Annotated in this window: 16 protein-coding genes and 1 tRNA gene; 11 read left to right on the top strand and 6 right to left on the bottom strand. The window is 60.0% G+C overall.

The annotated features are described in order from the left end of the window. Positions 1-104 precede the first annotated feature (104 nt). Positions 105-195: transfer RNA gene (locus tag AGR7B_RS04890), tRNA-Ser, on the bottom strand. A 162-nt stretch (positions 196-357) separates the two neighbouring features. Here AGR7B_RS04890 and AGR7B_RS04885 point away from each other — a divergent pair. Next, positions 358-699, top strand: a complete 342-nt coding sequence (locus tag AGR7B_RS04885; protein ID WP_065654142.1) for a hypothetical protein — start codon at positions 358-360, stop codon at positions 697-699. A gap of 89 nt (positions 700-788) precedes the next feature. Continuing rightward, on the top strand, positions 789-965 hold the full coding sequence (locus AGR7B_RS04880; RefSeq protein ID WP_162856870.1) for a hypothetical protein: 177 nt from the start codon (positions 789-791) through the stop codon (positions 963-965). Between the two features lies 1 nt (position 966). On the opposite strand, the gene AGR7B_RS04875 is transcribed toward AGR7B_RS04880, so the two are convergent. Beyond that, a complete protein-coding gene (locus AGR7B_RS04875; protein WP_080856166.1) occupies positions 967-1767 on the bottom strand; it encodes an aldolase/citrate lyase family protein in 801 nt (266 codons plus the stop codon). Between the two features lie 7 nt (positions 1768-1774). Beyond that, the gene (locus tag AGR7B_RS04870) at positions 1775-2992 is read right to left on the bottom strand and encodes an NAD(P)/FAD-dependent oxidoreductase (RefSeq protein WP_080856165.1); all 1218 of its coding nucleotides are present in this window, start codon (positions 2990-2992) and stop codon (positions 1775-1777) included. Between the two features lie 306 nt (positions 2993-3298). Here AGR7B_RS04870 and AGR7B_RS04865 point away from each other — a divergent pair, with 306 nt between their 5' ends. Both AGR7B_RS04865 and AGR7B_RS04860 read left to right on the top strand, forming a co-directional pair. After that, positions 3299-3646, top strand: a complete 348-nt coding sequence (locus tag AGR7B_RS04865; protein ID WP_035240153.1) for a hypothetical protein — start codon at positions 3299-3301, stop codon at positions 3644-3646. A gap of 156 nt (positions 3647-3802) precedes the next feature. Continuing rightward, complete coding sequence (locus AGR7B_RS04860; protein WP_080856164.1) at positions 3803-4915, top strand: pyridoxal phosphate-dependent aminotransferase; 1113 nt, start codon at positions 3803-3805, stop codon at positions 4913-4915. Positions 4916-5350: 435 nt separating this feature from the next. On the opposite strand, the gene AGR7B_RS04850 is transcribed toward AGR7B_RS04860, so the two are convergent. Then, a complete protein-coding gene (locus AGR7B_RS04850) occupies positions 5351-5614 on the bottom strand; it encodes an SEL1-like repeat protein (protein WP_003524109.1) in 264 nt (87 codons plus the stop codon). Between the two features lie 599 nt (positions 5615-6213). On the opposite strand from AGR7B_RS04850, the gene AGR7B_RS04845 reads away from it, so the two are divergent. The 7 genes from AGR7B_RS04845 (at position 6214) to vapC (ending at position 10129) form a co-directional block, all read left to right on the top strand. Beyond that, entirely contained in the window at positions 6214-6552 is a 339-nt protein-coding gene (locus tag AGR7B_RS04845) for a DUF2147 domain-containing protein (protein ID WP_003524108.1), read from the top strand. A 161-nt stretch (positions 6553-6713) separates the two neighbouring features. Continuing rightward, a complete protein-coding gene (locus AGR7B_RS04840) occupies positions 6714-7310 on the top strand; it encodes a P-loop NTPase family protein (RefSeq protein ID WP_080856163.1) in 597 nt (198 codons plus the stop codon). 158 nt (positions 7311-7468) lie between these two features. Then, a complete protein-coding gene (locus AGR7B_RS25820) occupies positions 7469-7651 on the top strand; it encodes a hypothetical protein (RefSeq protein ID WP_162934054.1) in 183 nt (60 codons plus the stop codon). A 10-nt stretch (positions 7652-7661) separates the two neighbouring features. Further along, complete coding sequence (locus tag AGR7B_RS25815) at positions 7662-7835, top strand: hypothetical protein (RefSeq protein ID WP_003509979.1); 174 nt, start codon at positions 7662-7664, stop codon at positions 7833-7835. Between the two features lie 105 nt (positions 7836-7940). Beyond that, positions 7941-9446 (top strand): AMP nucleosidase, encoded by a 1506-nt coding sequence (amn, locus tag AGR7B_RS04830; RefSeq protein WP_078054232.1) that lies wholly within the window; start codon positions 7941-7943, stop codon positions 9444-9446. Positions 9447-9512: 66 nt separating this feature from the next. Beyond that, a complete protein-coding gene (locus tag AGR7B_RS04825; protein ID WP_080856991.1) occupies positions 9513-9743 on the top strand; it encodes a type II toxin-antitoxin system VapB family antitoxin in 231 nt (76 codons plus the stop codon). Beyond that, the gene (vapC, locus tag AGR7B_RS04820; protein ID WP_080856162.1) at positions 9740-10129 is read left to right on the top strand and encodes a type II toxin-antitoxin system VapC family toxin; all 390 of its coding nucleotides are present in this window, start codon (positions 9740-9742) and stop codon (positions 10127-10129) included. The genes AGR7B_RS04825 and vapC overlap by 4 nt, the downstream gene beginning before the upstream one ends. A gap of 3 nt (positions 10130-10132) precedes the next feature. Here vapC and AGR7B_RS04815 read toward each other — a convergent pair whose 3' ends face one another. After that, positions 10133-10603, bottom strand: a complete 471-nt coding sequence (locus tag AGR7B_RS04815) for an OsmC family protein (protein WP_065654149.1) — start codon at positions 10601-10603, stop codon at positions 10133-10135. 59 nt (positions 10604-10662) lie between these two features. Beyond that, positions 10663-12039 (bottom strand): aspartate aminotransferase family protein, encoded by a 1377-nt coding sequence (locus AGR7B_RS04810; protein ID WP_162934053.1) that lies wholly within the window; start codon positions 12037-12039, stop codon positions 10663-10665. Between the last annotated feature and the right edge of the window lie 9 nt (positions 12040-12048).

The following is a 12048-nucleotide window of genomic DNA, read 5'->3' as shown; positions in this document are numbered from 1 at the left end:
CAGACGGAAGAACAAGCGACATGCGGAGACCGTCGCCAAAGCGCTGCGGCGGTGGCTTGGTACTGGGAACGATGGCGCTGGGATTTTCCGGTCTTGCGCCGAAGTGGCGGAGAGGATGGGATTCGAACCCACGATACGCTTTTGACGTATACTCCCTTAGCAGGGGAGCGCCTTCGACCACTCGGCCACCTCTCCGGTGCGGCCTGATTATTGCGTAAAAAAAATGATTGCAAGGCTTTTTCGCCAAGAAGCACAAAAACCTGTTGGCTGAACATCCTCCTGCGAAACTTTGAGGGCCTTTCGGGAACTTCTTGCAGGCCGGCACGTTCTGCATTCGGTAACAAAAGAGGTGTTCTAATGGCTCAGACCAAACTGAATGTTGTCGAAGACACGATCGAAAACCAGATTGCGGAGCTGCGTTCGCAGATCTCGTCCCTCTCCAAATCCGTATCCGCCCGCGCGGAAGGTGTGAGCGAGGATGCGTCCGAATTTCTGGATGAGGCGCGCGGACGCGTTCGCAAGGCCGCGCATAATGTCCGCGCTCAGGGCCAGAATGTCGTGGAAGCCGTCAAGGAAAATCCCGGCACGGCGACTTCCCTGCTGACGATCGTTGGCGCACTCGGTTTTGCCATCGGTTATGCAGTTGGCGCGAGCACGCAGCAGAACTCGTCGAACAGCAGCCTTTATCGCTGGCGCTGATCGCCTGACCGAATTAAAATTGAGGCAAGGCGGGTCTATCCTGCCTTGCCTTTTCTTACTGGTTGGAAATGTGATGAATGGGGGCGGATATGCAATTCACCGACGATATTGAAGCGGCTCTGTCGGATTTTGCGAGGGATCATGGCGTCGAAAGGGATGAGGCCATCCAGCGCATCATTCGCGCCGCCCTTATCAATAGCGGTTATCTCGCCTCCGGCGAAGAAGGCATTCCGCCGGAAAAGCTGAACGCCAGCAATGACGACTGAATTAATAGCCAGACCGTGATGGTGCGGGCGCCGCTCCGCCCTTGTAACGAGCCGACAGCGCACGCAGGGTGCTGGCAAATTCCGTCACATCCGCGCCGACGGCCACGAAGGACGCGCCGAGTTCGAGATAGCGGCGATTATAGGTTTCGTTGAAGGTGAGAATACCGGCGGCCTTGCCGGCCTTGACGATCTTGACGATGGCCGCCTCGATCACCGCCTGCACTTCCGGCTCATCTATCCTGCCGAGATAGCCCATATCGGCAGCCAGATCCGCCGGGCCGATAAAGACGCCGTCCACGCCCTCCACCGCAAGAATATTGTCGAGATCGTTGATCGCCGCGCGCGTTTCGGCCTGCACCAGCAGGCAGACGCTGTCCGAGGCGCTGTCGGCATAGTCGGTTATCGTGTTGAAGGCGGAAGCGCGGGCAACGGCAGCACCCATGCCGCGAATGCCGCGCGGCGGATAATGCATGGCGCTGACCAGATCCTTCGCCTGGTCAGCCGAATCGACCATCGGCACCAGAAGCGTGCGCGCACCCCCATCCAGAAGCTGCTTGATCATCCAGCTTTCGCCGACCGGCACGCGCACCACCGGTTCGGCAGGCGATGTGGCAAGGGCGCGCAGCTGATCGATGATGCTTCGCAGATCGTTCGGCCCATGCTCGCCGTCGATCACCAGCCAGTCGAACCCCGCCGTACCGGCGATTTCCGCGGTGATGGCCTCGCCCATATCGAGCCAGAGGCCGATCTGCGGCTTGCCGGCATGGATGGCGGTTTTGAAACGGTTTTCGGGAGCAGGCATGATGTCCTCAGGAAAGCAGTAATTTCAGATCGGCGGAAGCATCCGCCAGGATGGCGCGATCCGGCTCCGCGCCGGTATCGAGCAATTTCTTGCCCGCGACATAGGCCTTGGCATCGTTGACGGCATCCACCGCCACGAATCGACCGTCGCGGAAATACCATACGGACCAGCTGCTCTCACGCGCGCCCTGCCTCAGCATCGTCTCGTCATAACCAAGGTTGAAGCCGGCGATCTGCAGCTTGGCGTCATATTGATCCGACCAGAACCATGGCTTCGGATCATAGGCGGCTTCAGCCCCGGTCAGCACGGCAGCAGCCGCCTCGGCCTGATCGACTGCGTTCTGTACCGATTCGAGACGCACATGCTGGCCGCGCCAGGGCAGCAGCGCGCAGTCGCCCACCGCATGAATGGCGCTGTCGGAGGTGCGGGTGTGGTCGTCCACCACGATGCCATTGCCGACATCAAGGCCCGATTCGCGAGCGAGGCGATCATTCGGCGTCACGCCGATGCCGACAATCACAAAGTCCACATCCAGCGTCGAGCCGTCGGAGAGTTCGGCGGCGGCCACCCGGCCGTCCATGCCGACAAGGCGCACAAGGCCGGTCTTTTCGCGAATGGAAACGCCGTGGGCCTGATGGATGCCGCGCATGATATCGGCGGTTTCCTTCGCCGCCACACGCTGGAGAATGCGGTCGGCCATTTCGATCAAGGTCACTTCGAGGCCGAGCTTGCGCGCGACAGCGGCCGCTTCGAGACCGATATAGCCGCCGCCGATTACCAGCAGCCTGCGGCCCGGCTTCATCTCCTCCATAAGCCGGTCGGCATCGCGCTTGTCGCGCACGGTCAGGACGCCTTCCAGATCGCCGCCGATACTGGCGGGCAGCAGGCGGGGAGCCGCCCCGGTCGCCAGCACCAGCCTGTCATAGGAAAGCGTGCTGCCGTCCTGCATGCGCAGGAATTTGGCGGCTCGGTCTATCTCCTCGACCCAGGTGGAAAGCCGGATATCGACATTGTTTTCGGCGTACCATTCCTCCGGCCGGAACATCAGCCGGTCGAAGCTCATCTCGCCGAGAAGGTATTTTTTGGAGAGCGGCGGCCGCTGATAGGGATAGGCATCCTCGGAGCCGATGATGGTGATGGGGCGCTCATCCTTCAGCGCCCGAAGCTTCGACGCCAGCGCGAAAGCGGCCTGCCCCGCCCCGACGATTACCAGCCTTCCCGTCACAGTCCACTCCCAGAAGAATCACGAAGCGCCGGTCCTGCCGCGCCCCGCGATGCGATATTGCAAGGTTCAGGCGTAACGCCAAGTACGGCCCCAGTCAACACCAGCCCCGTGCAAGCGAGACGCAGTATCAGCACAGGCTGCAACCGGATGGGGCCGAACGCATTTCCATAGCGGAAACATCGGCTTCCGAAGGGAAGATTGGTCGAGATCGAGACACAGAACAGACAATTGCGCGGATTTCCTTCATGCCCTGGCAAGGAAGCGGCGTTAAAATCGGCATCAAAAGAGGCAATCCGGGAGGTTGTCATGGCTTTGCATATGGATCCCCGTCAGAACGTCCCCCAGGACGAAATGTACGAGAAATTTCAGATCGACCGGCCCGGCAAGATCACCTTCATCGGGCATCATCTCAGCGCCAAGGATACCATGCGCTGCCTGGTGCGGACTATTTCCCTTTACGGCGCGGAACTGGATGTCAGTCCCGATCTGGAAATGCCGGCCAATTTCTATCTGGAAATTCTCGGTATCCGCGATGAGATCGGCTGCACGCTGATCCGCCGCGAAGAGGAAAAAGTGACGATCGGCTTCAATATGCTGATAGATGCGGAGTTCCTGCACCATGTGCGACGCCTGAGCTTCGAGACCAACGCGTGATCCTGACATGACAGGCCGATGGCTTTTCCGTCTCCTCGCCGGGACGTAAAATTCTGTTCCAAAACAGTCGTGCCGGAACCGGCTGCGCCTTGCGTCCGGTTTTTTTGCACCTATTGTGAGCCGGGTTTTAAACACAGGTACCGGAACTCTCAGCCAATGTCAGCCTTTTCCCGCCTCACGCCGCTTGCCGCTTCGCTTCCCTCAACCGTTCCCTTCGTCGGCCCCGAAGCCATCGAGCGCAACCGCGGCCTGAAGGTTGAAGCGCGTATCGGCGCCAATGAGAGCGGCTTCGGCCCCGCCCCTTCCGTGCTTTTGGCCATGCGCGATGCAGCGGCGGAGACGTGGATGTACAGCGATCCGGAAAATTATGAGCTGAAGGAAGCGCTTGCCATCCACCATGGCGTTGCACGCGGCAATATCGCCATCGGCAGCGGCGTCGATGGGCTGCTGGGTGAAATCGCGCGGCTGATCGTCGAGCCGGGCAAGCCTGTCGTCACCTCTTTTGGCGGCTACCCCACCTTCAATTACCATGTGAACGGTTTTGGCGGGAAACTCGTGACCACACCCTATGTCGACGATCACGAAGACCTTGACGGGCTTCTCGATCTCGTCATCCGGGAAAATGCGCCGCTCGTTTATTTCGCCAATCCCGACAATCCGATGGGAAGCTGGTGGGAAGCGAGCGAAGTCGTCGCCTTTGCCCGTGCATTGCCCGAAACCTGCCTGCTTATTCTGGACGAGGCCTATTGCGAAACCGCGCCTGCGAGCGCCGTTCCGGCCATCGATGCGCTGATCGGCCAACCGAACATCCTGCGCATGCGCACCTTCTCGAAAGCCTATGGGCTGGCGGGTGCACGCGTGGGTTACGCCATCGGCACGCTCGGCAATGTCGAAGCCTTCGACAAGATCCGCAACCATTTCGGCATGGCGCGCATTTCGGTCGCCGGCGCTTTGGCGGCCCTGAAGGATCAGGCCTATCTGCGTGAAGTCGTTGGTAAAATTTCTGACGCCCGTGAGCGCATTTCGGCAATCGCGCGCAATAACGGCCTTTCCCCGCTCCCCTCCGCCACCAATTTCGTCACCATCGATTGCCACCGCGACGGGGCTTATGCCCGCGCCATCGTCGATGGGCTGATGGAACATGGCGTCTTCATCCGCATGCCGGGCGTCGCGCCGCTCAACCGCTGCATTCGCGTGAGCGTGGGGCCGGGTGACAAGCTCGATCTGTTCGAGGAGGCGCTGCCGAAGGTTCTTAAGTCGATCGGCTGATATCGAGTGCCGTCATTCCGGCCTTGAGCCGGAATCCAGCGCGATCAAGTCCTTGATCGCGAAAGACCCTTTCACGCCGCAGACGCGGCGTGGCTGGATGCCGGATCAGGTCCGGCATGACGGAAGAAGGAAGCGATTCGAAAACCGCACCTGTCATGCCTGCCGTAGCGGTTTCATCCTCATCACAGGATGGTGCGAATGCGATTCAACATCCTCCCGCAAGCCCTTGCCCGCGAATCGTTTTCCGGCGCAGAGACATCGCCAAACATAAGAAAACCGCGCCGGCCTTGTTCCTGCCGGTCGCGGTTTGATGTGTCAGCGCAAAAGCCCTTTTCAAAGCCCTCGCCGCGTTCCCCTTCGGGTTTACTTTCCTTTGCGCCGGTCATCGGGACTGGAGGGAACCGGACCGGAAATCTCAATAATGGCTTGGGTAAATCAGTGCATCGTCATCCAGTCGCGGGCGGCGCGCAGCGCTTCGGCCAGTTCCGATTTGGTCATGTTGCGGGCGAGATCGGCGCGCAGCGAAGCGGCTCTTTCCGATCCGCGGATCGCGGCGATGTTGAGCCATTTATGGGCGGCGATCAGGTCCACCTTGCAGCCCCGGCCGGTCGCATAGACCAAGCCGAGATTGCAAAGAGTGTCGGCGCGGGTTTCGCCACCGGCAGCCATTTCGATATCGCGAATTTCAAAGCGTGCCATTGTTTTAATCCCTGTCCTTCTGCCTGTTTCATCATTCGCCTTCTTGTCGAGGCCATCGTCCGGACCTGCCGTCTTTTGCGGCTTTTTTGTCCTTTCGTCCGGCAGGTTTTCCCTGCGCTTTTGATGAGTTCACTATGCCACGGGGCCTTCAACGGTCGCTTAAAAGGCATGATTAATGGGCCGCAAACAAACTGCAAACGATTGGTAAAATTGGGTTTTCGTTAAATATCACGAGCCGCGGAAATTAAGGACTTTGCGGCGAATTTTACGAAAAGTTTAGAATTGGATTTAAACCCTTCCTTCACCACGATCAAAACAGCGATTTTCCAATTCTTCCTCTTTCGCTCGTCCCGCCGCTGCAAATGCCGCGCCGGAGCCGCAAATTTCTGTTTCCTTTTACGTGAACGTCAAATACTATCCGCCCTGCCCGTCATGAGGATGAAACGGGCACAGGATAGCGCGGTGCAAGGAGCAATCGTTGCGCCGCAGGCGGCTTGGGCCAGAGATGGCGCATTCGCCCGCCAAAAGGGTTTGATCTGCGCATCGCGTCTTTGGGCCGCCGGCTCGAGGAAGCCTGCGCGCATTTCGGGAGGAATTTTATGAAGCGTATAATGACGATTGCCGCCGCCCTCATGCTGAGCGGCAACCTTGCCTTCGCCGCCGAGGCAATCGAAGGCAACTGGAAGACCGCCAGTGGCGAAACTGCCGTGATCGGCCCCTGCGGCGGCGCCTTCTGCGTGACGCTGAAGACCGGCAAACACGCCGGAAAACAGATCGGCAAGCTTTCTGGCAAGGGAAACAGCTATTCGGGTGAAATCACCGATCCCGCCAATGACAAGACCTATAGCGGCTCCGGCACCGTTTCCGGCAACTCGCTGAGCATGAAGGGCTGCGTGCTGAAGGTTCTGTGCAAATCGCAGACCTGGACGCGGCTGTAATCGACAGGGCGGCGGGCGGGCTTCTGTCCTGCCGCCTGCGATCCCGCGCCTGACGGGACGGTGCGCTGCCAAGGATTTTGCCCGAGACTGCGGGCGCACGCCGCATGGAAGCCATATATCCGTTGATGTATCGTTGCGCCCAACACCAACGAGAGCGACGCATGCGCCCCACCCTTTCGACAATCCTGATTGCGGGCACCTCGCATGTCGGCAAAAGCACCCTTGCCGGCCTGCTGAGCGAAAGGCTGCGCTGCGAGGCAATATCGACCGACAGTCTCGCCCGCCATCCGGGCAGGCCATGGCCGGGCATTCCGGCACCGGTGGAAGAATATTACGCGCGGCTCTCGGCGGAAACAATTCACTGGTTCCTGAAGATACATCATCAGAACATCTGGCCGCTGATCCGCACGATGATCGACAGCAGGTCCGGCACCGGCACTCCCACGATCTTCGAGGGCGCGGCGCTGCGGCCGGAATTCATCTCGCCACTGCTTGGCGGCAAGGTCGCCGGTGTCTTTCTCCATGCCGGCAATGATTTTCTTCTCGAGAGAATGCGCTCTCACGCCCGCTATGAAGATGCAGCGGCTGAGAAGCGGCGGATCATCGACGCCTTTATCGAGCGTTCGTTGCGGGAAAATACGGACATGCTGGCATCCGCGCAGGAGCACCGCGTGCCGGTTGTCGATGTGACGCAGCCTCAGGCATTCGAGACCCTGCTGACCGATCTGGCTGCACGTGCGGAAGCCCCGCTGTCCTGATCGAAAATCGGGTGGCCCGCGAGATGCCCGGCGCCATTGCGGCATCAATCCGTCATGTCACCGCCTGTTAACATCCCTGAATGCCATATGAACCGGGGTCTCAGGGTCCGTTCAGTCCGAGTGTGGCAAAACTCTGTCCATCAACTCCAATAAGGGGAATGGACATGGCAAAGCTGATCAGCCGACTGGCAATCTTCGCGTTTCTCATGGCGATCTTCGCCATGTCCTTCGCCTCGCTCGTCGTTAATCCGAACCGCAGTTTCCAGCGGGTGAATGCAGGCGCGGCAATCGCCTGCCAGCACAGCCCCTCGCCCGCCACCAATTGCCCCGTCGTGTTGTGAAGACAGGCCGATGACGACAAGTTTTTCCAACGGCCTGTTTTCCGCGCTGCGGCTGGTGCTGATGGCCTCGATCTTTCTAGGTCCGGTCGCCGGACTTGCGGTTTACAAGGCCGATCCCCGCCCCGCTTCCAAGGGCGCCGGCTTCGTGCTTTTGATGAGCCTGCAGCGTGGCGCGCTCGGCTGAAATTTCCGCCGACCCGCTGTTATTCGAACTGCCTTTTTGCGTTTCTTTTCAGTTTCTTCGTATTTCTGTCGCTTGCCTGTCGAAATTGGCCTCTTATAATGGGCCATGACAATAGCAAAACGAACGATTCCGCCCCTCACCTTCATCAGCCCCGAGCCTTTCGCGCCGCAGTCCTTCACGGACCCGAAAGAAGCTGTGGCGGCTTTGACCGCGCTTTACGAACGCAATACGGCGTTCCTGATCAATTCCTTCACCGAGCTTGCCAAGGGCGCGCCGATTGCCGGGCGCTACCGCGCCTGCTATCCGCAGGTGAGCCTCGAGACCGCCACCTTCGGCCATGTCGATTCGCGTCTCTCCTACGGCCATGTCACCGCCCCCGGCGTTTACACGACGACCATCACCCGGCCGGAGCTTTTCCGCCATTACCTCAAGGAACAGCTGGGGCTTCTGATGAAGAACCACGGCGTTCCGGTCACGGTTTCGGAATCGGCCACGCCCATTCCGCTGCATTTCGCTTTCGGCGAAGGCGCCTATGTCGAGGCGGCGGCGGCCTCCTCGCTGTCCGACGTGCCGCTGCGCGATCTGTTCGATACGCCCGACCTCAACAATACCGACGATCTCATCGCCAATGGCGAATATGATCAGGTGCCGGGCGAACCCGCGCCGCTCGCGCCCTTTACCGCGCAGCGCATCGACTATTCTCTGGCCCGCCTCAGCCACTATACGGCGACGAGCGCCAACCATTTCCAGAACTTCGTGCTGTTCACCAACTACCAGTTCTATATCGATGAATTCGCCGCATGGGCGCGTCAGTTGATGAAGAATGGCGGCGAGGGTTACACGGCTTTCGTGGAGCCGGGCAATATCGTCACCCCCGCCGGTTGCGACAAGCCGGAAACGGATGCCGTGCTCGCGCGCCTGCCGCAGATGCCCGCCTATCACCTGAAGAAAAAGGGCCATGCCGGCATCACGCTGGTCAATATCGGCGTCGGCCCCTCCAACGCCAAGACGATCACCGACCACATCGCCGTGCTGCGCCCGCATGCCTGGCTGATGGTTGGCCACTGCGCTGGCCTGCGCAACAGCCAGCGGCTTGGCGATTATGTTCTGGCGCATGCCTATGTGCGTGAGGACCACGTTCTGGATGACGACCTGCCGGTCTGGGTGCCGATCCCGGCGCTTGCCGAAGTGCAGCTGGCGCTGGAAGGCGCCGTCGCGGAAGTTACCGGCTACGAGGGCTTCGAGCTGAAGCGCATCATGCGCACCGGCACCGTCGCCACCATCGACAACCGCAACTGGGAGCTTCGCGATCAGGCTGGCCCCGTCAAGCGCCTGTCGCAGTCGCGCGCCATAGCGCTCGACATGGAATCGGCCACCATCGCCGCCAATGGCTTCCGCTTCCGCGTGCCCTACGGCACCCTGCTCTGCGTTTCCGACAAGCCGCTGCATGGCGAACTGAAACTGCCCGGCATGGCGACGGAGTTCTACCGCACCCAGGTCGCCCAGCATCTACAGATCGGCATCCGCGCCGTGCAGAAACTCGCGGCCATGCCCACCGAAACGCTGCATTCGCGCAAGCTTCGAAGCTTTTACGAGACGGCGTTCCAGTAAAAACAGATATCGCGGAAAGCGTCCTTGGTGTATTATTTCGAAAATCGATACACCAAGGAGTTTTCGATGCGCACCAACATTGAACTCGATGACGCCTTGCTCGCCGAGGCGATGGAAATCACCGGCCTTTCGACAAAAAAGGCAACGGTGGAAAAGGCGTTGCGCGATCTGGTGCGCATTCATCGTCAGATGCGCGCCCTCGATGCGTTGGAGGGCATGGGCTGGGAAGGTGATCTGGACGAGATGCGGACGGATTGGGATGCTGAGACGGACTTGGATGTGAAGAACGCCAAATGATCGTAGCAGATAGCTCTGCCTGGATTTCACTTATTCGAAAAGACGCGCCTACCCTCTCCGCCAAGTTTCGCGCCTTAATGGCGCAGGGCGAAATTCTGATCGGCGATATCATTCTTCTTGAGGTGCTTAGAGGCGCGCGTGACGGTCATCATGCGCGCCGACTTGAGCAGATGCTGGGCGAATTTCCCTGCGTCGCGATGATGTCGCCCCAGCTCGCCATCAAGGCCGCCGCCAATTACCGCTTCCTGCGGGAGCGCGGCTATACGATCAGAAAAAGCAACGACCTCATTATCGGTACCTACTGTATCGAGCACGGGCACAAGCTGTTGCAAAATGACCGAGACTTTCAGCCGATGGCCGATCATCTCGGTCTGCGCCTGGCGTGAGCCTCAAACCACCTTCACCGTCCCTTCCACCCGCACCGGAAAATTCACGGAGCGCGCAATGAAGCATTTGTCATGCGCATCATGGTGCAGCTCATCCGCCCGGGCGGCATCCCCCTTTGAAATGGTGATGACCGGCTTCAGCACCACTTCGCTGAATTGCCCCGCGCCATCCTTTTCCATCACCAGCGTGCCTTCGGCATTGTCGACATAGTCTTCAACGATGATGCCGTTGACCGAGCAGAAATGCAGGTACCACAGCTTGTGGCAGGCCGAGAGCGAGGCGACCAGCAGGTCTTCCGGGTTCCAGCGGGAGGGATCGCCACGAAAGGCGGGGTCGGAGGAGCCGGCGATGTCAGCCTTTCCCGCCGTGGAAATCGTGTAGTCGCGTTCATAGTCGCGATAGCCCGACGTTCCCTTGCCGCGATTGCCCGTCCATTTCACCTGAACGGCGTAATGATGTTCCTGTCCTGCCATGTTAGTCCTCCCTAAGAGTTTTTCGTCGCATTTTCCGAACGTAAAACCGCTACGCCGATTTACTGGAAATGCTCCCGCGTATCGCGCAGGTGGTCGAGCCCCTTGCGCAGCGTTTCTATGATCTGGTCCACCTCCGAGCGGCTGATCGTCAGTGCCGGTGAGGCCAACATGCGGTCGCCGGTGGCGCGCATCACAAGGCCGTTTGCCAGGCATTGGTTGCGCACGGCGGTTCCGATGTCGTCCGGCTTGGCGAAACGCCGGCGCGTCGCCTTGTCGGCGGTAATCTGAAGGCCGCTCATCAGGCCGACATTCACCGCCTCGCCGACCAGTTCGTGATCCGTCAGGCTTTTCCAGCCCTCAGAGAAATAAGGGCCGATATCGCCGCGTACCCGTTCCACCAGTCCCTCCTCCTCGATGATGCGGAGGTTTTCCAGGGCGGCGGCGGCACAGACGGGATGGCCGGAATAGGTGAAGCCGTGGTTGAAGTCACCGACCTCAGACAACATCACCTCCGCCACCCGATCCGAGACGATGACGCCGCCAATCGGCAGATAACCGGAAGACAGCCCCTTGGCGACGGGCGCAAAATCCGGCTCCACGCCGAAATGCTGATAACCGAACCAGGAGCCGAGACGGCCGAAACCGCAGATCACCTCATCGGAGACGAGCAGGATGTTGCGCGCCTTGCAGATGCGGGCGATTTCCGGCCAGTAGGTTTCCGGCGGCACGATAACACCGCCGGCGCCCTGAATGGGTTCGGCCACGAAAGCGGCGACATTTTCCTCGCCGAGTTCATCGATCTTCGCTTCCAGTTCGCGCGCCACCTTCAGGCCGAATTCGGCCGGTGAAAGATCGCCGCCCTCGGCATACCAATAGGGCTGGCCGATATGGGCCACGCCCTCGATCGGCAGGTTGCCCTGCTCGTGCATCCATTTCATGCCGCCGAGCGAAGCGCCCGCCACCGTCGAGCCGTGATAGCCGTTGCGGCGGGCAATAACCTTCGTCTTCGTCGGATGGCCGAGCGCCTTCCAGTAAACCCGCGCCATGCGGAACCAGGTATCGGTCGCTTCCGAGCCGGAATTGGTGAAGAAGACATGGTTCATCTTCGGCCCGGCGCGCGAGGCGATCTTCTGCGCCAGCAGCGTCGCAGGCGGCGTGGTGGTGCCGAAAAACGCGTTGTAATAGGGCAGTTCGTTCATCTGGCGCTGCACGACATCGGCGATCTCGCGGCGTCCGTAACCGATATTCACGCACCAGAGGCCGGCAAAGGCGTCGAGATATTTCCTGCCGGTGCTGTCATAGATGAACACCCCTTCGGCGCGCTCGATGATGCGGGTGCCGGCGGCGTTAAGCTTGCCCATGTCGGAAAAGGGGTGGAGGTGATGGGCGGCATCGATGGCGGCGAGATTGGACATCGGCTTGGAGATTTCATTCATGACAGATCG

Origin of the sequence: Agrobacterium deltaense RV3, assembly GCF_900013505.1 — a bacterium.
GTDB lineage: Bacteria > Pseudomonadota > Alphaproteobacteria > Rhizobiales > Rhizobiaceae > Agrobacterium > Agrobacterium leguminum.
The sequence above is the reverse complement of the archived record's forward strand: the minus strand, read 5'-3'. Positions and strand labels throughout refer to the sequence as shown.